Source organism: Lysinibacillus sp. NPDC095746 (assembly GCF_044763535.1).
In the GTDB taxonomy this organism is placed as follows: domain Bacteria; phylum Bacillota; class Bacilli; order Bacillales_A; family Planococcaceae; genus Lysinibacillus.
On sequence record NZ_JBIWGL010000006.1, the window covers coordinates 88,032 to 108,541 of the forward strand.

At 36.9% G+C, this 20,510-nt stretch carries 21 protein-coding genes and 1 riboswitch; of the genes, 13 read left to right on the forward strand and 8 right to left on the reverse strand.

Going from position 1 to position 20,510, the window contains the following annotated elements; genetic code table 11:
• Positions 1-282: 282 nt before the first annotated feature.
• The 3 genes from glnA to ACIQ7N_RS06460 all read left to right on the forward strand — a co-directional run bounded on the left by glnA (position 283) and on the right by ACIQ7N_RS06460 (position 2,705).
• Positions 283-1,617 (forward strand): type I glutamate--ammonia ligase, encoded by a 1,335-nt coding sequence (gene glnA, locus ACIQ7N_RS06450; protein WP_402930957.1) that lies wholly within the window; start codon positions 283-285, stop codon positions 1,615-1,617.
• Between the two features lie 677 nt (positions 1,618-2,294).
• Positions 2,295-2,471 (forward strand): sporulation protein Cse60, encoded by a 177-nt coding sequence (locus ACIQ7N_RS06455; RefSeq protein WP_402930959.1) that lies wholly within the window; start codon positions 2,295-2,297, stop codon positions 2,469-2,471.
• A 21-nt stretch (positions 2,472-2,492) separates the two neighbouring features.
• A complete protein-coding gene (locus ACIQ7N_RS06460) occupies positions 2,493-2,705 on the forward strand; it encodes a hypothetical protein (protein ID WP_402930961.1) in 213 nt (70 codons plus the stop codon).
• Between the two features lie 130 nt (positions 2,706-2,835).
• On the opposite strand, the gene ACIQ7N_RS06465 is transcribed toward ACIQ7N_RS06460, so the two are convergent.
• Positions 2,836-3,165, reverse strand: a complete 330-nt coding sequence (locus ACIQ7N_RS06465; RefSeq protein ID WP_402931083.1) for an NUDIX hydrolase — start codon at positions 3,163-3,165, stop codon at positions 2,836-2,838.
• A gap of 756 nt (positions 3,166-3,921) precedes the next feature.
• Between ACIQ7N_RS06465 and ACIQ7N_RS06470 the strand changes: the two genes are divergently transcribed.
• Entirely contained in the window at positions 3,922-4,785 is an 864-nt protein-coding gene (locus ACIQ7N_RS06470; RefSeq protein ID WP_402930963.1) for an AraC family transcriptional regulator, read from the forward strand.
• A 126-nt stretch (positions 4,786-4,911) separates the two neighbouring features.
• Complete coding sequence (locus ACIQ7N_RS06475) at positions 4,912-5,535, forward strand: HAD family hydrolase (RefSeq protein WP_402930964.1); 624 nt, start codon at positions 4,912-4,914, stop codon at positions 5,533-5,535.
• 73 nt (positions 5,536-5,608) lie between these two features.
• Here ACIQ7N_RS06475 and ACIQ7N_RS06480 read toward each other — a convergent pair whose 3' ends face one another.
• On the reverse strand, positions 5,609-6,133 hold the full coding sequence (locus tag ACIQ7N_RS06480) for a GNAT family N-acetyltransferase (protein ID WP_402930966.1): 525 nt from the start codon (positions 6,131-6,133) through the stop codon (positions 5,609-5,611).
• Positions 6,134-6,306: 173 nt separating this feature from the next.
• Here ACIQ7N_RS06480 and ACIQ7N_RS06485 point away from each other — a divergent pair, with 173 nt between their 5' ends.
• Positions 6,307-7,077, forward strand: a complete 771-nt coding sequence (locus tag ACIQ7N_RS06485) for a GNAT family N-acetyltransferase (protein ID WP_402930968.1) — start codon at positions 6,307-6,309, stop codon at positions 7,075-7,077.
• A 271-nt stretch (positions 7,078-7,348) separates the two neighbouring features.
• A complete protein-coding gene (locus ACIQ7N_RS06490; RefSeq protein ID WP_402930970.1) occupies positions 7,349-9,703 on the forward strand; it encodes a M13-type metalloendopeptidase in 2,355 nt (784 codons plus the stop codon).
• Positions 9,704-9,933: 230 nt separating this feature from the next.
• Here ACIQ7N_RS06490 and ACIQ7N_RS06495 read toward each other — a convergent pair whose 3' ends face one another.
• Positions 9,934-10,200, reverse strand: coding sequence for a Parvovirus coat protein VP1-like protein (locus ACIQ7N_RS06495; protein WP_402930972.1), 267 nt, complete (start codon positions 10,198-10,200; stop codon positions 9,934-9,936).
• Positions 10,201-10,418: 218 nt separating this feature from the next.
• Between ACIQ7N_RS06495 and ACIQ7N_RS06500 the strand changes: the two genes are divergently transcribed.
• From ACIQ7N_RS06500 to ACIQ7N_RS06510, 3 genes are all read left to right on the forward strand, one after another.
• Positions 10,419-11,465, forward strand: a complete 1,047-nt coding sequence (locus tag ACIQ7N_RS06500) for a DUF418 domain-containing protein (protein WP_402930974.1) — start codon at positions 10,419-10,421, stop codon at positions 11,463-11,465.
• 146 nt (positions 11,466-11,611) lie between these two features.
• A complete protein-coding gene (locus ACIQ7N_RS06505; protein WP_402930976.1) occupies positions 11,612-12,316 on the forward strand; it encodes a hypothetical protein in 705 nt (234 codons plus the stop codon).
• A 14-nt stretch (positions 12,317-12,330) separates the two neighbouring features.
• Positions 12,331-13,590 (forward strand): glutathionylspermidine synthase family protein, encoded by a 1,260-nt coding sequence (locus ACIQ7N_RS06510; RefSeq protein ID WP_402930978.1) that lies wholly within the window; start codon positions 12,331-12,333, stop codon positions 13,588-13,590.
• A 50-nt stretch (positions 13,591-13,640) separates the two neighbouring features.
• Here ACIQ7N_RS06510 and ACIQ7N_RS06515 read toward each other — a convergent pair whose 3' ends face one another.
• On the reverse strand, positions 13,641-14,114 hold the full coding sequence (locus ACIQ7N_RS06515; protein ID WP_132363093.1) for a YbaK/EbsC family protein: 474 nt from the start codon (positions 14,112-14,114) through the stop codon (positions 13,641-13,643).
• A 134-nt stretch (positions 14,115-14,248) separates the two neighbouring features.
• On the opposite strand from ACIQ7N_RS06515, the gene ACIQ7N_RS06520 reads away from it, so the two are divergent.
• The 3 genes from ACIQ7N_RS06520 (at position 14,249) to ACIQ7N_RS06530 (ending at position 16,321) form a co-directional block, all read left to right on the forward strand.
• A complete protein-coding gene (locus tag ACIQ7N_RS06520) occupies positions 14,249-15,394 on the forward strand; it encodes a PstS family phosphate ABC transporter substrate-binding protein (protein WP_402931085.1) in 1,146 nt (381 codons plus the stop codon).
• A 31-nt stretch (positions 15,395-15,425) separates the two neighbouring features.
• Positions 15,426-15,520, forward strand: a riboswitch (guanidine-I (ykkC/yxkD leader).
• Positions 15,521-15,665: 145 nt separating this feature from the next.
• Entirely contained in the window at positions 15,666-16,007 is a 342-nt protein-coding gene (locus ACIQ7N_RS06525; RefSeq protein WP_248718341.1) for a DMT family transporter, read from the forward strand.
• Positions 16,007-16,321: a DMT family transporter gene (locus ACIQ7N_RS06530; protein WP_402930981.1), complete on the forward strand. Its 315-nt coding sequence runs from the start codon at positions 16,007-16,009 to the stop codon at positions 16,319-16,321. The genes ACIQ7N_RS06525 and ACIQ7N_RS06530 overlap by 1 nt, the downstream gene beginning before the upstream one ends.
• A gap of 197 nt (positions 16,322-16,518) precedes the next feature.
• On the opposite strand, the gene ACIQ7N_RS06535 is transcribed toward ACIQ7N_RS06530, so the two are convergent.
• From ACIQ7N_RS06535 to ACIQ7N_RS06550, 4 genes are all read right to left on the reverse strand, one after another.
• A complete protein-coding gene (locus tag ACIQ7N_RS06535) occupies positions 16,519-17,394 on the reverse strand; it encodes a glycine betaine ABC transporter substrate-binding protein (RefSeq protein WP_402931087.1) in 876 nt (291 codons plus the stop codon).
• Between the two features lie 109 nt (positions 17,395-17,503).
• Positions 17,504-18,358 (reverse strand): ABC transporter permease, encoded by an 855-nt coding sequence (locus ACIQ7N_RS06540; RefSeq protein ID WP_248718344.1) that lies wholly within the window; start codon positions 18,356-18,358, stop codon positions 17,504-17,506.
• Complete coding sequence (locus ACIQ7N_RS06545; protein WP_132363083.1) at positions 18,351-19,550, reverse strand: quaternary amine ABC transporter ATP-binding protein; 1,200 nt, start codon at positions 19,548-19,550, stop codon at positions 18,351-18,353. The genes ACIQ7N_RS06540 and ACIQ7N_RS06545 overlap by 8 nt, the downstream gene beginning before the upstream one ends.
• A 282-nt stretch (positions 19,551-19,832) precedes the next feature.
• Positions 19,833-20,468 (reverse strand): GntR family transcriptional regulator, encoded by a 636-nt coding sequence (locus ACIQ7N_RS06550; protein ID WP_132363081.1) that lies wholly within the window; start codon positions 20,466-20,468, stop codon positions 19,833-19,835.
• Between the last annotated feature and the right edge of the window lie 42 nt (positions 20,469-20,510).

The following is a 20,510-nucleotide window of genomic DNA, read 5'->3' on the forward strand; positions in this document are numbered from 1 at the left end:
AATGCAACCTATTTTAATATCGTTTAGTAAATGTTTTTTGACTCGAAAGCGAGCGATAGGTACAGAAGTGGTGGGGATGTATACGCATACTGCAGGACGTCTCCTGCTTTTGGATAGAATATGTCAAAGGGGCTCTATCTATCTGAAAAAAAGATACATATATTCGATAAAATGCATGTAATAAAACCTTACATAAATATTGTGTTTTTCATCTTTTTAATGTATTTTAAAAACAGTTACAAAAGAATTGTGTTAATTAAAATTACATTGGAGTGGTGAAGAATGAAACGTTATACAAAAGAAGATATTAAATGCCGTGTCAAGGAAGAAAATGTGAAATTTATTCGCCTACAATTTACTGATATATTGGGAACAATAAAAAACGTTGAAGTACCAGTTAGCCAATTAGAAAAAGCATTAGACAATAAAATAATGTTCGATGGTTCATCAATTGAAGGTTTTGTACGCATTGAGGAATCAGATATGTACTTGAGCCCTGACCGTGATACTTTTGTAGTTTTTCCTTGGACGGCTGAAAAAGGTAAGGTGGCTCGTTTTATTTGTGATATTGTTAGACCAGATGGTACACCATTTGAAGGTGATCCACGCTCCAATTTGAAGAGAGTTTTAAAGGAGATGGAGGAATTAGGTTTTAGCTCATTTAATTTAGGGCCAGAGCCAGAATTTTTCTTATTAAAGGTAGATGAAAAGGGGCATCCAACACTTGAGTTAAATGATAGTGGCGGGTACTTCGACTTAGCCCCGACTGACTTAGGAGAGAACTGTCGGCGTGATATCGTATTAGAGTTAGAAGAAATGGGCTTTGAAATTGAGGCATCGCACCATGAGGTTGCACCTGGTCAACATGAAATTGACTTTAAATATGCAAGCGCGATTGAAGCATGTGACAATATTCAAACGTTTAAACTTGTTGTAAAAACGATAGCCGCACAGCATGGACTGCATGCAACCTTTATGCCAAAGCCACTTTACGGTGTTAACGGTTCTGGCATGCATTTCAACTTATCATTATTTGAAGGGGATAAAAATGCGTTTTATGATGAACGTGCACAATTGCAATTAAGCCAAACTGCGCGTAACTTTATGGCAGGGATACTAAAACATGTACACGGTTTCACAGCTATAACAAACCCACTTGTTAATTCTTATAAACGATTAGTGCCGGGCTATGAGGCTCCTTGCTATGTAGCATGGTCTGCACAAAACCGATCACCACTTATTCGAATTCCAGCTTCACGAGGGCTATCAACACGTATCGAGCTGCGTTCTGTCGATCCAGCAGCGAATCCTTATTTAGCAATGGCTGTTATTTTAGCATCTGGGCTCGATGGTATTCGCAAAGATCTTACACCACCAGATGCTGTAGATCGCAATATTTATAAAATGTCACGAGCAGAACGTGAATTGAATAATATCGAGAGCCTCCCATCGTCATTGGAATATGCACTCCTTGAACTAGAAATGGATCATACCGTACGTAAAGCACTCGGAGATCATATCTTTGAAAAATTCACAGCTGCTAAAGAAATAGAATGGAATAAATACCGCACGCGTGTTCATAACTGGGAGCGGGAAGAATATTTGAAAATGTATTAGAAGAGAGTGCTGTCCAACACCCTTTTGAACTAAAGAAGAAGGCCATCCCAATTTTTCTTGAATTGGGGTAGCCTTTATTAGTTAGGAGCTTACTTTGAATTATTAATTTGCCTTTTTCAATGAGTTCATAGTTATAGATATAAAAACCATTTTCAGCGGAAAATCTAAAAATAATAGACATTTCCAACCATCCTCAACTAATAGATGATCCATTATCTTAAAATCAGTGTTAAGATCACTTACACTATCAATATCCGAAACAACTTCTTGCGTATGATTTGTCAAAGCAACATAAAAAATTAGCTTTCCATTAGCAGTTGAAGGTTCAGAAGGGTCAATCAAATGTTAGATAAACCCATTGTTGATCATTTAATAGCCTTGCCCTAGGAACTGAACTATTAAATTCTGTTATTTCTTTACTTTTCACATCATATAATTTGAGGCATCCAAAATGATCAGTAAATAATATTTTTCCATCCTTTGCAGACAAACTATATGTAAAGCTAGTAAGCATAACTTCGGCTTTATCATCTTTTCAATCCATTCGAATCCAAGTGGCATAATCCTAAAATATGGGTTCAACTGCCTACGCCTTTTACGATCCCGGCTACTACCGAAAATAATTTGTGACAAATACTTCCTTTTAATCTATGATTAGAAGAAAAGGGTGAAACTGTATGACGCAAGCAACTCAAGTAGTGACGATCCAAAATAATGATATTGTACAATTTGAACATGATATTAATAATGCTCTATTTGATTTAAGCGAGTATTTAATAGTTGATATTAAATACAATACGATATATATAGGGGAACATACAGTTATACATTCAGCTTTAATTATTTATAAATGAGATCCAGAGGGGGGAAATAAATTGTCAAAAATATATTGGGTATCAATTGCTACAAGAACAGGTGATGAACCTGGAATGGGGAAGAATGTTATTGAAAAAATATTTGCGAAGAAATCTAAACTCAAGCATTTTTTAGAACAAGAAGGCTATTGTAAGGCAGCGAAAAATCAATATATTAAAATTGATGATGAATTGATATATGAAGCGGCCGTTGAAAAAGTAAAAATGAAATAATCATAATATAAGAGTTATCCGCGGGTGAAAGGGAAATACCCGCGGTTGTAGATATGCGAGAGGTTAGGTAGGTAATAAGATTCCGATAGGGTCTTCCTACCACCATCCATCCTAAGTCATGATAATTCTATTATTGAAACAATGATAATAGAAATTGTCTATCTTCAGGGAAGGTTAATGTTAAATCTAGTAATTCATCTTTTGATTTCCATGCTATTTCATAAATCAATTCGTCGGGATCATGTAGAATCATTTGTCCACCCTTAACGATTGTTTCGAAATAGCGAACTTCTACTACATCATTATTTTTATGTAACACTTCTCTGACGATGTCTACTATGAATCCGGTTTCTTCATACACTTCGCGGATACAACATGTCTCAAAATTTTCAGTAGCTTCTTTGCCGCCTGATGGTACTGCCCATGTTTTTTCTTCTTCTTTAGTTCCTTGCAAAACCATTAATAATTCATTGTCTTCATTTAAGCAAATTCCTGCAGCCCCTTGCCATTTAACCAATAGTAATACCTCCAATCTAACTTTTTATTAATAAAATCTTAACCTATAATATCCAAAAATAGGGATTGTATTTATTATTTTTTTTACATATAGGTCGATTTCCGTCGTTTCGATGATTCCATCCATCGCTCTGACGATTTTTAGCGGCGGAATAACAGGATTTAGCGGCGTTCTTCCCTTGGTTAGCGTCGCAACTCACACATTTGGCGGCGCAACTGACACATTTGGCGTCGCAACTCACACATTTAGCATCGCAACTCACACATTTAGCGGCGCAACTGACACATTTAGCAGCGAAATCAAACACATAAGCTGGACAATTTTACAAAACTAAAGTTAGGATTGAAAAACTCTTTATAGAATTTTACACAATATTAAGGACTTTCTTTGCGTCACTTCGGCGAGTTCTTCCTTCGGCTTGGAGCTTCTTTGAGTAGAGATTGGGCGACTCCTTGGGCTCAGATTACAGCGGCACAATGGACGCCCCCCAGAAAGCTTTGCTCTGTGCGATATCTGTACGAAAGCGCAGTGTAACGAAGCGACAGCAACAACAAAGCGCCCAGTGGAAACAGAAATCAACCACACGTTATGGTGATAAGAAAATAATAAAGCTTTCATTTTTACCTGTCCAAAGTTAGCATAAAAAGACAGGAATAACTAATTTTGATGTTTTAAGCTATAACCAAGGAGTGAGGGCAATTGAGTTGGATTGAGTCGATTCAAAAAGCAATAAAATATATCGAAGAGCATTTATTAGATGACATTACAATAGAGCAAATTGCACGAGAGGTAAATTCTTCGGTCTTTCATTTTCAACGGACCTTCTCAATTTTAACCGATATGTCTATTGCAGATTATATAAGACGTAGAAGGCTAACATTAGCCGCACAGGAGTTAATAAATACAGAGCAAAAAGTAATCGATCTTGCCTACAAATATGGCTACGACTCTCCTGAAGCTTTCACCAAGGCATTTCGTAAGCAACATAACTTGACGCCTAGTGAAGCAAGAAAGAAGCAAGGACAACTACAATCATACAATCGCCTGGTCATCCAGGTAAGCCTGAAGGGAGCAGAACCAATGAAGTATAAAATCGTAGAAAAAGAAAAGTTTCAAGTGGTAGGGGTAAAAAGAACATATAATAGTCAAAATGGTGAGAACTTACAGGGCATTCCTCAATTTTGGAATGAGATGAATTCAAAAAACTTCGATCATCAACTTATCCAATTAAATAACGGAAGCATCAAAGGGACGCTAGGTGTTTGTGTACCAAATACAGAACAAGGACAAAAGGGTTTCATTGATTACTGGATTGCTACGGATCATGTAGGGGAAGTGGGAGAAAATCTGTTAGCGTTGGAGATACCTGCATCGAAGTGGGTTGTCTTTGAGGTGCATGGTCCTATGCCAGATGCGATGCAAAATACTTGGAAACAAATTTATTCAGAGTGGTTCCCATCCAATCCATATAAACCAGCAGGAACGGCTGAACTTGAAGTTTACCCTGATGAAGATGCATATAGCCCTGATGCATACTCTGAAATTTGGATTCCGATTCAATAATGATAAAATGGATTTGGTAAACAATTAGTTGCCAAATCCTTTTTTGTTGTGAGGATGTTCACTATAAACACCTTAAGAGAAACTTTCGCTTTTTAAACAACTATATTTTGATGAAGGAGGATGGATATGGACATAGATAGCATTATTTTCGATTTAGACGGGACACTGTGGGATTCAAGCAAAACAGTAGCGCAATCGTGGTCGCAAGTAGTTCAGGGGTCTCCTTACGGTAAAGGAAAGATAACCGAAGAAGATTTATCTAAAATGATGGGGTTACAAATTAAAGAAATAGCCGCTGTATTATTTGATTATCTTGATGAAGAAAAGCAGATGGAGCTTATATTAGCATGCTGTCAGCAAGAGCAAGATGATTTACTACGCAAAGGTGGTATTTTATATCCGCAGTTAGAAGAAACTTTACTAGCTCTTTCAAAAAAATTTCGCTTATTCATTGTAAGCAATTGTCAAGAAGGCTACATAGAAACATTTTATGCCTTTCATAAGCTAGAGAAATATTTTCTTGACTTTGAAAATCCGGGGCGTACAGGCTTGTCAAAAGGAGAAAACATTCAATTAGTTATGGAAAGAAACCACATAAAAAAAGCTGTATATGTAGGAGATACACAGGGAGATATGCTTTCGGCAAAGTTTGCAGGGATTCCTTTTGTTTTTGCTTCATATGGTTTTGGTAAGCCAGAGGTGTATGATTATATTATCGAAAAGCCAATAGATTTATTAAATATATTTTAAATAGAGTATAGAGTCTGTCTTTTCTGACGGTCTCTATACTCTGTTTTGGCTAAGAAGTACAAATAATAGAAATTTATTTTAATAAAGAATAAACATTAATGTCATAAAAAGATTCATTTGAATCTTCTTTTTCCTGAAATGTTCCTTCAAAAGTAAAATTCAATTTCTCTACTACCTTTATCGAATTTACATTACCAGGCTCAATTTTTGCTTCAATTCTATTTATGTTTAGAGTGGTGAAAGCATAATCAATTAAAGCCGAAATGCTTTCTGGCGCATAGCCTTTTCCCCAATAAGCTTTAGCAAGATCATAGCCGATTTCTGCTGAGGCGTTAGCTTCGTCAAATACATTGAATCCACAAGAGCCGATTATCTCATTTGATTCCTTCTCGATAATAGTAAAGCGAATAGCTTTGCGCTCTTCAGCTAATTCATCAAAAAGCTTAATCATGTCATTCGCTTGTTCTTCATGCGTAAAATTAGTGATATTCATAAATTTTGTAACTTCCGGGTCTGACCAAATTTTAAATAAACGATGAGCATCAGCCATTTTCATTTTTCTTAAATATAATCTTTTTGTGTAAATTTGTTCTATCAATACTTTTACCTCCAAGTTATTAATAAAGTCTGGATGAAAAATATTGCTATCTGTGCATAATTCAGTCCCTTCAAATTTTATGTACCTATTATACAATAACAATAACAATAACCCCAATAATTTCCTTATACTATAATGTATGTAGATCTATCAAAAGAATAGGGGAAATGATAATGATCAAGGTTACAGCCGAGAATTATTCGATTATTAAAGAAACAATAAAAAATGCACCAACGTTTGTCTATAGCATACTAGATCAGGTAATAAAAGGCTCTGTCTATACCGACAATGATAGCTTCCATTCACTACTATTTCAAACCAAATCAGGAATATGCTATGTTTATGGCGATTCGTCCAGCGAGCAAATCGTCAATAAACTTGAATGTTTACTACAAAAATCTATTGAACAAAGTAAACGTTTCACATTATTTTCTTACGCAGACGATTGGAACACGAAGATTGAACAACGTTTAAATGGTCATGTAAAAAAGCTAGAAAGATACACGTTTACCTTTGCTGTAAATGCTTATAATGATAGAGAAAAACGAGAGCTGCCTGACTACGAGTTTATGAAAATCAAGCAACCTCAAATTGAGCATTGTTTAGAATTCGACAATCAATATTATGAGGAATACTGGGATTCTACTAATAATTTTCTTGAAAACGGCTTTGGTTTTTGTCTGCAGCATGGGGATAAGATTATTAGTGAAGCGGTTTCTATTTTTAAATCGCAGCAATTTGCAGAGATTGATATAGTTACGGATTCGAATTATAGAGGTAATGGATTAGCAAGCGTCATTGCAGAGAAATTTATTGATTATTGTATTTTCAATGATATACAGCCTTGTTGGGATTGCGATAGTCATAACCAAGCCTCTTATCATTTAGGAACTAAGCTTGGCTTTAGTAATCCGCAAAAATATGTAATTTATATAAAGTCTTAATACATAAAAAATGCTTACAGTGAAAAAATATTTTATAAAAGCCAAGGCTAGAGCTATTTTAAATAGTGAATTCATTATATGTATTGATTGTTACTTCTAGTATGGTTATCTTCCTCAACTAAAGCAGTTTGTTTAAGTGTGAAAATGAAAAAGCTTCTTAACATATTTTCAAACTGAAAAAAATCGACTACAATGATTTACGAATGGTATAAATTCTAAATTTTATCCATTTATCTTTATTTATACAATTCTACTATAGAGGAGCTCCAAGATGAAAAAGAAGTCTTTATCCTTACTGATGTCCATAATTATGGTTCTATCAGTTAGCGTATCGGTGTATGCTGATGAAAAGTCGCCACCAGCGACAAGAGGAGAGATCGTTAAAACCTTGTTGATGGCAGCAGACGCTTATCAACCAGGAATTAAAAAAGAAGCCATTATACCAGGCTCTAAAAACGGAGATTTAAGAGAGAATGAACCTGCTAAGAAAATTGAGGCTTTAGTCATGTTGAGCAGGGCGTTCGGCGAATTGCCAAAGCCTGTAGGAAATGATCTGCGCAGTGGAACATTTGACGTCAAGTTCACAGATGTGCCCACTTGGGCTAAGAAAGATATCGATAAATTGGCGAAAGCAGGCGTACTGACGGGCAACCCCGATGGCACATTAGGCGCAAATGACACTATTACAATCGATGAGTTCCAAAATATTATTGCTAGAATTTGGACGCTTAAAGGCTCCCATTTAAATGACGATTTTTATGAAGCAATCAATAAGGAATGGTTAAATGAATCGACAATTCCGGCAGGAGAAATCATGGGCGGCGTCTTTCCCGAGCTGTACAAGCAAAATAACGATAAAATTGAAAAAATAATAGATGAGCTCGCTGGTAAGCAGTTCGCAGAAGGAACAAAAGAACAAAAAATTGCCGACTTCTATACGACAGCGTTGGATTCAAAAAATAGAAATAAACAAGGGATTGAACCCATCCAAAAATATGTAAAGGCAATTGACGGGGCTAAAACACTTGATGAACTCGTACAAGCAGATCTTATCTTGGAAAAAGAATTAGGTCTAACCTCATTATTCAACTTTTCAATCATGAATGATGCAAAGAACAGCAGTGAAAACGCTTTGTATTATTCTGGATTAACTACTGGTCTGGATAAGAACAGCTTTGTAACGGAAGACTCGAAAGCGAAAGAAGCCTATATTCAATATATATCCAGACTTCTTGTAGCTTCGGGCGAGGAAAAGTCAGCTGCCAATGCACATGCCGAAAAAGTATATGATATGGAGAAAAGCTTAGCTTCCGTATCACTTGAACCACATGAAATAGGCGACGTCAATAAATACTATAATCCGTATACAATCGAACAATTCGATGACATGTTCAAAACAATTGATATGAAACAAGTCTTGAAATCGATGAAAGTCGACAGTGCTGATAAAGTGATCGTAACCGATGTGAAGCTGGCGCAAAAAGGCGCGGATCTCTTGACTGAAACTAATCTTAACGTACTAAAAGCTTACTCTAAAGTGCAATTGCTTATGGCAACAAGCGGTTCATTGTCAGATGAATTCAGAGAAGCTGCTATTGAGTTTGACGCAACGTTATTAGGCGTTACAGGTGAAAAAACAGCTAAAGAAATCGCAGTAGCTAAGACAACAGGCTCAATGGGCGGATATTTGGAGCAAATGTTTGCCGAGAAACATTTTTCATCAGAAGCTAAAAAAGATGTTGAGCAAATGGTAGAGAAGTTAATTGCTACGTATGAGGAAAGAATCAAATCTCTTGATTGGATGTCAGAAACTACAAAAGCTAAAGCCATTAAAAAGCTGGATACGATGATTGTTAAGATCGGTTATCCAGATAAGTGGGATACGACATTAGATAAAGTAGCTATCAAGACATATGACGAAGGCGGTTCACTATTCTCTAATACCGTCACAGTAAACAAAGCATACAGAGATGACATGAAAGCTAAGCTAGGAAAATCGGTGGACAGAACGAAATGGACAACGAGTGTATATACCGTAAATGCTTTCTACAATACTTTTAATAACGAAATTACTTTCCCTGCTGGTATTCTCCAAGCGCCTTTCTATGATATTAATGCTAAACCTGAAGCGAACTATGGGGCCATTGGCATGGTCATTGGCCATGAAATCAGCCATGCATTTGATAACAACGGATCTGCATACGACGAAAATGGAAATGCAAATAACTGGTGGACGGAAGAGGACTTTAAGAAATTCAAAGAGAAAAACCAGAAACTGATTGAGTTCTATAATGGAATTGAGATTATTCCAGGGGTGTTGAACGACGGTCAGCTTACACTAAGCGAGAATGTCGCTGATTTAGGTGGGATGGCGGCTTCCCTGCAAGTTGTATCTCAAATGAATAATCCAGATTATAAAGCCTATTTCGAAAGCAATGCGAAAATATGGAAATCCACAACTACAAAAGAATTTGCAGCGATTCTGAGCAAAAACGATATACATTCAGCTGCTAAAATTCGGGTAAACCGCACGATTGTGAACTTCCAGCAATTCTATGATACCTATGGAATTAAGCTTGGAGATGGCATGTACGTAGCTCCAGAAGATCGAGTTTCTATCTGGTGAAAATTAGAGGAGATAGAGCTAATTCCAATAGTTTTTACATCACTGTATAACCTGGTGAGTTGAATTAACGTACAAATTAGGTTGTAGTAAATATGTTTATAAAAATGAGGATAGAGAGAGCGATTTTATTTAGCTCTTCTATCCTCCTTTTTATTTCAATCCATATAATGTGTGAAAATCGTTTCAGCCTATTTTAATGAAGAAATATCATTATGAGCATTCTATATTGTTTAAAAGAACCGATTACGCGCTTCGAAGATATTGTAAAACAATTTAGCATCTCTAGCCATTTTAGTATTGGCGTTCATTTGTGGTCGTAAGCAATTTTGGAACATTTCATCGCAATATCTTGATCTACCATATCGAGCATAACATTCGTCATGTAATTTGCAGCATGAATCTACGGCATTGATAGGTCTACCTGGTCCTGAACACCCAGGTCCACAGTATTTATAACCCGGGTAGCAAAAACCAAATCTGCGGTGTCTGTACATCATCTATTCTCCTTTATTAAAAAAATAATGATTACTATAAAATATGAAATTTTCGCTTCTAGAAGGGGATTAAAAACTAATGTAAGTGAAAAAGTATCAACTGATGAGACAAATCTATACTAAATGTAAGGTTCCTGTAAGCTTTTCAAAAAACTACTGTAAGGATGAGAGGTTATGATAGCCATAGTTCAGTAAAGTATGAAAGAGAAGGAGTTTTAAGCATGAATTCATCCGTTACTCAAAAAGAAAGAATCGTTTCCTTAGATATTATTCGGGGGCTAGCGTTATTTGGCATCCTATTTATAAATGTAGCGGCCTACCAGTTGATAGTAGAGGGAGGACCGATGCCTGACTATAGTGGAATTAACGGCATTATTGATACGCTCATTGATATTTTTATTGAAAAGAAATTCTTTTCCATTTTTTCATTCCTCTTTGGTGTAGGTTTTTACATTTTTACTTCACGTGCAGAAGCGCGTGGCGATAAGCCAAGATGGCGTTTTGCAAGACGTTTACTAGCTTTATTATTAATTGGTATTGTCCATGTGTTTATTTTTTGGGGTTCAATCCTCGCTATCTATGCAGTAATAGGTTTTTTACTAATTCCTTTCTATAATGCAAAGGTTTCAACAATTAGTAAATGGCTATTTGCTATCGTTACCGTTCATGTCCTTAGCATTCTTGGACAACTATTTATGCCAAATCAAGGAGCCTTATCAACTGTTTTTGGGATATTAGGAAATGATGCCGTTACTATTTTTATCATGTTTTTAACTGGTTTTTTAGCAGCAAAAGCTGATTGGATTAGTCATATTAGTGAATACTCAAAACAAATAAAGTGGATACAATTTGTGACATTCCCACTCTTTGCTGGCATCTCTCTTTGGATTTGGTTTGCTGCTCAAGGGGAAGATCCAAATCTACAATTGATTATTGGTTTAGGGGTAATTCCGACTACTTATTTTTATTTAACTTGTCTATTTATTATGTTGGAGAATAAAAGCATCGTGAAGTTTCTTAAGCCAATTGGGCGAGTAGGTCAGATGGCATTTACAAACTATTTAGCTCAAAGCTTTATTGGTTTAGCTATTATGTCATTAATGGGGCTTGAAGTTGTTTCACCTTCTGATGTAGTAATCATTGCAATCTTAATTTTTGTCATTCAAATTATCTTCAGTGTCATCTGGTTCAAATTCTTTAAAATGGGGCCATTTGAGAAGGTATGGCGCTTTATGACATATGGTAGAAAAACAGTGCCGAATAAGTAAACGATTTATGCGAAGCTCCCTTGCGGTAAATGATTCCAATCCGCCAGGGAGTTTTTAGTGCTATGATAATGTATGAATTTGTAAAAATGAAACCTAAAGCAGTAGACATCCGTAAAATAGGTATCGACATAAAGGAGAAATAGGATATGGCAAAACAAATGAAAAAATACATAACAGTCACAACAGCGTCATTTATGGCTATGCAATTAGCCGCGTGCGGGAACACAGAAACTCAGACCGTCAAAGAGTCTACTGCCACTACAGATAATACAACGGAAGAAAATAATCCTTCAACAGGGAATGGTTTACAAAGTGTCTATGACAGTGACATGGCAAATTCATGTAAGAAATGGAAAGAAAGTGATGATGGTTCGTTCGAATGTTTAGATGAAAATTCGCCGCATTATGCACATCATTTCTTCAATGGACTTATGTATGCAACTACTGGAGCTATGATAGGAAGTGCTATTTATAAAAGTCGCAATTTAAGAAATGGGACAGACAGAGAGGATAAAGGTGGTGGTTCAGCAGTACCACGAACGAATTATAGCAATACGAGCGAAAGTAAAAATGCGAATTCCAATGGAATTACGACGAATGGCTCTCAAAATCCGTCTGGTACAACATCTAGTAGCTCAAATAACTCAACAACAAATAACTCAACAACTAATAGCTCAAATTCAAATACAAGCGGTTCCAAGTCTTATTCGAGTGGCAAGCGTTCATACTCAAATAGTTCAAGTTCATCGACGAATAGTTCTAATTCTTATTCAAATCACTCATCCTCTAGCACAGGGAAATCAGGCTTTGGCTCAGGTGGTGCCTCTCGAGGTGGCTCTTCATCTTCTTAAAAGGAGCAATCAATATGGACAAATATTTTCAACAACGCCAAGCATTTTATTCTCAATTTCCTAATTTCTTTCCTGACTTTGAGGATCTTGAGTATGCCTTGTATGATGTACTAGATTTACCCAAAGAGAAAATCGATGAAATTAACTATGCATCTACTATACTTTGGAAAATATTTTTAAAGGTTGGGAAACAATTTAAGCATTTAACGGATGAACAACTTTTAGCACTAGGCATTCGTTCTGAAATGCTACCATATATTCAATTAGATTATTTACAGCAACAATCGATACTGGCTCGCTTCGATTTTATTTGTACAGAGGACGGACAAATAAAATGTCTTGAATTAAATGGTGAAACGCCATTTCTTGTCCAAGAAACCTTTGAGATCAATGAAGCGCTTTGTCAGCATTTAGGATTTGATAGTCCGAATGATGTTTCAGCATTACATAAAACCTTGTCTGGTGCACTCTTTGCGGCTATGCATTATTTAAATGATGTGAAAAAACCTAAAATCGTCATTACAGGGAAAACGGCCGCGGAAGATTATGAGGAATATTGTCAGGTACAGTTTTTAAAGAAATGTATACCTTTTGATGTGGAGTATGTTCCTATTCAAGAGCTAATCATTTTTTCTAGTAACACTGCTCATATAGCTCGAGGCCTTTATACACCTGCCATGGAGAAAATTGATATTTTATATCGTCCTGCACACCCAGTAGAGTTTTTAATAGATGATATGTCTTGCGATGGTGATCGTATTGGTCTACATTTACTGGAACTCGTAAAAGATGGACAGCTTGCTATTATCAATGCACCCGCTGCATATGTACTGCAATCGAAAATTTTATTATGGTTAATTTGGGAACGCAAAAATGATCCTCTTCTTTTTAATGCAGAAGAACGAGCGGCTATTCAGAAATATATGTTGCCAACGTACCTTTCGGCAGAACTATTTGTACAGGAAAACTTACCGTTTGTAAAGAAACCTGTCTATTCTCGGGAAGGGAATACTGTAGAAATCTATGCAGGGGATGGTACGAAAACAAATGCTTCTGCGTATACCCATTATGATGATAATTTGTTTATTTATCAGCAGTATGTGGAAATGCCCTCTATAACGATAAACCTAAAGGATGGATTACAAACAAAGAAATGGTTAATCGGCTCATTTATCGCTGATAATCGTGCATGTGGCTTATCTTGTAGAGTAGGTAATCAAATTACAGAATGGGATTCTCACTGGTTAGCTGTTGGATATAAGAAAGAAATTTAACTAAAAAGCGGCGAGACTTTTAATAAAGTTTCGCCGTTTTTTCTGCCCTGTTACTCATTCCAGCCTTTGCAGACGTTAATCCATTCTTGATATGGTGTATAGGTTTCTAATTCAGAAATTGTAAGCTCAATGGCGGAGTTGCTACTACCACATGCAGGGAATACCGTTGTGAAGCGTTTGAGTGATTCATCTAAATAAATAGCAACGCCCTCATTCACACCGAAAGGACAAACACCACCTACATCGTGCCCGATCTTTTCAAGAACTTCATCTTTCCCAAGCATCTTTGCTTTTGTACCAAAGGCAGCTTTAAATTTTGCATTATCGACTTTGGCATCGCCTGCTGCAACAATTAGTATTGCGCCATCGTTCACGAGAAACGATAAGGATTTCGCAATGCGTTCAGGCTCGCAGCCGAGTGCCTGTGCTGCTAGTTCAACGGTCGCCGAGCTTTCGTTTAGCTCCTGTATTTTGTGCTGCACATTCCATTGTGCTAAATGTTCACGTACTTTTTCAATTGCCATATGTAATACCTCCTTACAATACTTCATTTTATTTTAACATAATTTTCAGAATATATAGTTGTGTTATTTTTCAAAAATAACCTATTATATAAATATGGTTTAAAATTACTCTTTTGGAGGTGGAGCCGTTGATTATGAAAGTGCTACAGTCTCTTTTTGTCCTAATAGGGTTATTATTTTTCACAGGAGTAGTTGCGCTGTATTTAATTATTAGTGGTGGGCTACATTTTAGTGGACTACTCTTAACCGTTCCGATATGTTTATTTGTCCTATTTATTTGTTTAATTTTTGATTGGTTGACAACGACAAAACGGAAAATATGGTTAGCGGGACTAATGAGCATTTCCTTGTTAATTGCCTCGATTAAGCCTATTCAACATTACTACAAAATGAGTATTCCAACCGTTGATGCAGAAATTGATGTGTCTGTCTATCAACCATTTATAGAGCAAAATAAAGTAGTAAAGTCAGATACAAAGGCTTCATTGCAATTAGTTGACGTACTACCTCGCTTAGATGGGGCGGCGGCGATGTATCCACTGTATGCTGCCTTTGTAGAAGCGACCTATCCAAAGGGTTACTATCCATATGATAATAGTAGAGTAATGGTGAGTCGTACACCTGAAGCTTATCAAAATTTGATTTCAGGAGATGTTGATTTGATTTTTGTAACGGCGCCATCTGAATCACAAAAGAGGCAAGCTGAGATGGAAGGTCTTACATTTGACATGACCCCCATTGGACGAGAGGCTTTTGTCTTTTTCGTCAATCATAAGAACAGCGTAGAAAATTTATCATTGGAGCAGTTAAAACAAATTTACGCTGGGGAAATTATGAATTGGCATGAAGTCGGTGGTGAAAATGCTGCAATTCGTGCTTTTCAGCGCCCAGCAGATAGCGGAAGCCAAACAGCACTTGAAAGAATGATGGGAGATACACCAATCATGGGAGCACCTGCTGAAAATGTTGCAACAGGTATGGGTGGTATTATTCATGAGGTATCACAATATCGTAATTATAAAAATGCTATTGGCTACACGTTTAGATTTTACTCAACAGAAATGGTAAATAACCACGAAATTAAATTATTGTCCATTGATGGGATTGCGCCCACAAAGGAAAATATTCGTCAAGGCACATACCCACTCGTATCTGAATTTTATGCTGTAACAGCAGGAACAGCTAATCCTAATGTCAAGAAGTTTATCGACTGGATTGTATCAGATGAGGGGCAAGCACTAGTTGAAAAAGTCGGTTATGTACGAGTAGAAAATGATTGAATAGTTTGCTATACTAGAAGCACAATCAAATATGTTAGTTTTCTAGGGTTCCGTAGCAAAGCTAGTCTGGTCCGAGAGAAAACCACAATTGATTTTGTGACACGGAAGGATAAAAGCCTGGGAGATACTGTTTACAACAGTGTTCCTTAGGCTTTTTTTATTTGGCTACTGTTGAAGGGACGTTGTAATTTGATCGCTGAACTGCTCGGGTAGGTCAGAATACCAATAATAGTATCCATATGTGTTTAACAATAAAATGGAGGAATTCGCATTGAACAAACAATGGTTAAGTGTCGTAATTGCTGCTTTTTTTGAAGTCGGCTGGGTTATTGGCTTAAAGCATGCAGGGAATGCACTCGAATGGATTGGTACCGCGATTGCAATTTTTGTTAGCTTTTATTTACTAATTAAGGCTGGGGAAAGCTTACCAGTTGGCACTGTTTATGCAGTATTCGTAGGCTTGGGGACAGCGGGTACTGTGTGTGCTGATAGCTTACTGTTCGGAGAGCCATGGAAATTAGCCAAAATTTTATGTATTGTCGTTTTACTTGCAGGGGTCGTTGGTTTAAAGCTAGTGACCGGGGAGCCTAAAGAGAAAGTGGTGAATGAATAATGGCATGGGTTGCATTAGTAGTAGCGGGGCTATGTGAGATGATGGGTGTTTATATGATTAGTAAATATAATGATGCTAAAAGTATAAAAAACTTAGTGTTATTGATTTTTGTATTTACCTTGAGCTTTGCTGGTCTTGCATATGCCATGGAAACATTGCCGATGGGTACAGCATATGCCATTTGGACTGGCATTGGAGCGGCGGGTGGTGCATTACTCGGTATGGTGTTTTTCAATGAATCTAAGGATTGGAGACGTATTGTTTGCATTACTCTTGTTTTAGGAGCTGCGATATTTTTGAAGTTATTATCCTAATTAATAACATAAATAGTCATCTTGCACAGTTTAATCGTTGCGGGGTGACTTTTTGTTTATGAGCGCAAAAGAACGTTAATTTCTTATTAAAAAACCATTGCGGCAATGTTAGCAAGATGGAGCTGAATTTCAATAAGACGGGAAGAGCCTATAAAAAAGACAGACAACCACTCCGGTTGTCCGTCACTTTTTGAAAATTATTTTTTTACATCCTTCGTCCATACAGCAACTTTGTCTGCATTAGCTTCTACCCAATCTTTAGCAGCTTGTTTTGGGTCTTTACCATCCATAATTTCTAGCATAACGCTCTCTAAGTCTTCTGATGTCCAGTGGAAGTTATCTAGTACAGAATAGACATCTGGTTGATCTTCTTTTAAACCTTTACGAGCGAATGTGTTAATCGTTTCTTCGCCACCATAAACGCCTTTTGGATCATCTAAATATTTAAGATCATATTTAGCGAATTTCCAGTGAGGAGACCAGCCTGTTACGATAATGTCTTCTTTATTTTTTATTGCTTTAGCAAGAGAAGTGGTCATAGCACCAGATGAAGAAGTTAATAGCTGCCAACCTGCTAAGTTATCATATTCATCTAAGGCCTTTTCAGTAGCAGCTGTAATCCCAGCACCAGGTTCAATACCCGTAATTGTTTGATCTGCTTGATTTTTTAAATCTTCAATCGAGTTAACATTCATATAGCTTGGTACTACTAGACCTATTTTGGCACCAGTAAGGTTTTCACCTAGCTCATCAAGGTCATTCTTATATTTTTCATACTGTGGGGCATGAGTATTTGGTAACCATGCAGCGACCATACCATCTGCTTCACCTTTTGAAACAGCCTCCCACATAATTGCATTATCAAGTGGTGTTAATGTTACATTGTAGCCTAAATCCTCTAGTACCTGACCAACTACATTCGTTGAAGCAATTTCAGTATCCCATTCAACGTAGGCTAGATTGACATCCTTTGCGTTACCACTACTTTTACTTGAATCATCACCATTACATGCGGCTAGCAAAAAGCCAAGCCCTAAAGCCATTCCTAATTTAGTTAATGTTTTTAGTTTCATCAAATCTTCCTTTCCTATATTAATAGTTTTGTAGCAAACTACTACAAATCGTAAATCTCAGCGGTGAAAGTGAAGAACTAAGATTTTCGTCAATAAATTGCCTCTTTTTCTATACGGCTTTCTTCTTATTAAAACTTTGCGTTAGGCGGTCTATAACAATGGCGAAAATGACAAGACCTAAACCTGCAACAAAGCCATTACCAACCTGTGTACGTTGCAGTGCAGTTAATACTTCACGTCCTAGACCAGGTGCACCAATCATTGAGGCAGTTACAACCATTGACAGTGATAGCATAACTGTTTGGTTAATCCCTGCCATTATCGTTGATTTGGCAAGAGGAATTTCTACTTTAAATAGCTTTTGCTTTGAGGTACTTCCATATGAATCAGCAGCTTCTACTAATTCTTTTGGTACTTGGCGAATTCCTAGGTTCGTCATACGTACAGTTGGTGGTAAGGCAAAAATAACGGATGCAAATACACCAGGGACTATCCCGATACCAAAGAAGGCAACGGCAGGAATCAAGTATACGAAGCCAGGCATTGTTTGCATGAAATCGAGTATCGGCTTAATCACATTTTCTGCTACAGTTGACTTAGACATAAGAATGCCAAGAGGTATACCTAATATGATTGAGATAATACTTGAAAAGAGCACGAGCGTGGTTGTTTCCATAAGATGCGTCCATAAGCCTTGATTGTAAATAAATAACAAACCAATTAATGAAAACGTTGCGAGCCCGAATTTTTTACCGGTAACGAAAAAGGCAAAAATGACAACAAGTAAAATAAGAATAATCGGAGGAATGCTCACTAATAAATCAGTGACCTGATTCATGAGTAGTTTTCCATTTTTTTGAATCAAGTTAAAAAACATTGAAAAATTACTCGTCAACCAGTCCATAACTGATTCTACCCATGGTCCCACTGGTATTGCTGGAATATTGTCTAATAAATTATTCATTTGCAATCGCCTCCTCATCGCTAGTTGAAAGTGCTTCGATGACAACGCCCCGGATAAGAACACCAAGCAAGCGCTCATCTTTTACAACCGCAATAGGAGTAGGACTATTATGAATCAAACCTAATATATCTTGTAAAAGCATATCTGGTGGAACGGTTAACATATCTGATTGAACAATCGAATGTACCGTTTGTTCTTGTCTTTTAGCTGCAGCCCGTGCGTCGTCAGCAGTAATATAGCCTTTTAAATGTCGATTTTTGTCAACGGCCATTAATAAACTAACCGTTTCTTCACGCATTCTTTTAAGTGCTACGGTCGGTCCATCTACATCTACATTGACAGATACAGGTCGAACCATGGCATTTTCGGCAGTTAATACTTTAGAACGATCGACGTCTTCTACGAATGTTTTAACATAATCATTTGCAGGATTTGTTAAAATTTCTTCCCCAGTACCAATTTGGATGATTGAACCATCTTTCATAATGGCGATACGATCACCAATACGTAATGCTTCATTCAAATCGTGGGTGATAAATAAAATAGTTTTTTTCAATGTGCTTTGTAAATCGAGTAGCTCATCTTGCATTTCTTTTCGAATTAATGGATCGAGTGCAGAAAAAGCCTCATCCATTAGTAATATTTCAGGGTCATTTGCAAGTGCCCGTGCTAATCCCACACGCTGCTGCATACCGCCTGATAATTGACTAGGATATTGGTCCTTATAAGCAAGTAAGCCTGCATTATCGAGAGCTTGCTCTGCTTTTGCTTGCCGTTCTTCCTTTGAGATGCCTCTGATTTCAAGGCCGTATTCTGTGTTTTGAAGAAGTGTACGATGGGGGAATAAACCGAAGTTTTGAAAGACCATACTCATTTTGTTTCTTCTTACTTTACGTAAACTCTCTTTGCCCATTTTAGAAATATTTTCTCCATCGATGTAAATATTTCCGCTTGTAGGCTCTATGAGACGGTTTAAAAGTCGAATCAGTGTCGACTTACCACTTCCTGATAATCCCATGATAACGAAGATTTCACCTTCATTTACGGTAAAACTTGCATCGTATACACCGACTGTTGCACCTGTTTCTTTTAAGATATCAGTCTTGCTTTTTTGTTGCTTGACGAGTTCTAAGGCTTGGGGAATATGTTTCCCGAAAACTTTAGAAACATGTTCCACTTTTATTTTTTCCACTAGAACCACTCCTTTCGTAGATCAATTTCGCCTTGGCGTAATAGATGTTACTTCACTACGCACATATGAATTGCCACTAGATGAGGCATTTTAGGCTGAGTCCCTCTATTTTAGTGGGCGTTTAGACACTCACTAAAATAAAGATAAATACTATTTGAGGATAATGATACCCAAATATAAACAAGTAACAACCTAACCCTAACAAAAAGTTGTTACTTCTGTCAAATCGACAAAATAGAAAAAATCCGCTTAAACGCTGCTATATCAGCGTTTAAGCGGATTTTAATTTGGATATAAAAAGCTCTGAACTCGAGCGAAACTTTCATCATTCCCGATAAAGTAAATAATATCTTCTTCTTCTAAGGATACATATGGACCAGGTGATAGTAATAATTCATTTTTACGACGAATTCCGACAATCGTGCTAGATGTATTTTGCCAAAAATTCAATTCCTGTACTGTTTGGTGGATACAAGGGCTTTCAGCTGTCATCTCTAATTGGTAAGGAATAAACGGATTGACGGAACGGAAATGTTCAGTTCGACTAATCAGTTGTTTGGTCTTTTCCTGTAGATTTATTAATTCTTGGTGCTGCTTCTGAATGCTAGACATAAGCTCATGTTGTAGCTCATGAACTGATTGAACATCATGGAATTGGCGAACAAACTGTGCAGCCTTTTCATATGAGATGATGATAACTCCACTACCTTTGGTGGCCTCCACAATTTCCAAGTCTTGCAAAACAGCAATTGCTCTTCTAGCAGTTTCCGCGGAGACATTGTATTGACTAGCTAGGGATGATCTTGCGTAAATTTTATCGCCAATTCGATACTTTCTTTCCACGATTTTTGAGGCTAGGTCGACAGCTATTTGTTGATATTTTGGCTGCTTCACTTGCACATTTTTTTCTAATTGCATTCTTAACTTCCTTTCGTCATTACAGTTCCCTCAGCTTATTAT

Bases quoted from the DNA above. Each gene is read 5' to 3' on its own strand.
- glnA (WP_402930957.1), top strand. From the start codon at position 283: ATGAAACGTTATACAAAAGAAGATATTAAATGCCGTGTCAAGGAAGAA.
- ACIQ7N_RS06455 (WP_402930959.1), top strand. From the start codon at position 2,295: ATGACGCAAGCAACTCAAGTAGTGACGATCCAAAATAATGATATTGTA.
- ACIQ7N_RS06465 (WP_402931083.1), bottom strand. From the start codon at position 3,165: ATGGTTTTGCAAGGAACTAAAGAAGAAGAAAAAACATGGGCAGTACCA.
- ACIQ7N_RS06475 (WP_402930964.1), top strand. From the start codon at position 4,912: ATGGACATAGATAGCATTATTTTCGATTTAGACGGGACACTGTGGGAT.
- ACIQ7N_RS06485 (WP_402930968.1), top strand. From the start codon at position 6,307: ATGATCAAGGTTACAGCCGAGAATTATTCGATTATTAAAGAAACAATA.
- ACIQ7N_RS06490 (WP_402930970.1), top strand. From the start codon at position 7,349: ATGAAAAAGAAGTCTTTATCCTTACTGATGTCCATAATTATGGTTCTA.
- ACIQ7N_RS06495 (WP_402930972.1), bottom strand. From the start codon at position 10,200: ATGATGTACAGACACCGCAGATTTGGTTTTTGCTACCCGGGTTATAAA.
- ACIQ7N_RS06500 (WP_402930974.1), top strand. From the start codon at position 10,419: ATGAATTCATCCGTTACTCAAAAAGAAAGAATCGTTTCCTTAGATATT.
- ACIQ7N_RS06505 (WP_402930976.1), top strand. From the start codon at position 11,612: ATGGCAAAACAAATGAAAAAATACATAACAGTCACAACAGCGTCATTT.
- ACIQ7N_RS06510 (WP_402930978.1), top strand. From the start codon at position 12,331: ATGGACAAATATTTTCAACAACGCCAAGCATTTTATTCTCAATTTCCT.
- ACIQ7N_RS06515 (WP_132363093.1), bottom strand. From the start codon at position 14,114: ATGGCAATTGAAAAAGTACGTGAACATTTAGCACAATGGAATGTGCAG.
- ACIQ7N_RS06520 (WP_402931085.1), top strand. From the start codon at position 14,249: ATGAAAGTGCTACAGTCTCTTTTTGTCCTAATAGGGTTATTATTTTTC.
- ACIQ7N_RS06530 (WP_402930981.1), top strand. From the start codon at position 16,007: ATGGCATGGGTTGCATTAGTAGTAGCGGGGCTATGTGAGATGATGGGT.
- ACIQ7N_RS06535 (WP_402931087.1), bottom strand. From the start codon at position 17,394: ATGAAACTAAAAACATTAACTAAATTAGGAATGGCTTTAGGGCTTGGC.
- ACIQ7N_RS06540 (WP_248718344.1), bottom strand. From the start codon at position 18,358: ATGAATAATTTATTAGACAATATTCCAGCAATACCAGTGGGACCATGG.
- ACIQ7N_RS06550 (WP_132363081.1), bottom strand. From the start codon at position 20,468: ATGCAATTAGAAAAAAATGTGCAAGTGAAGCAGCCAAAATATCAACAA.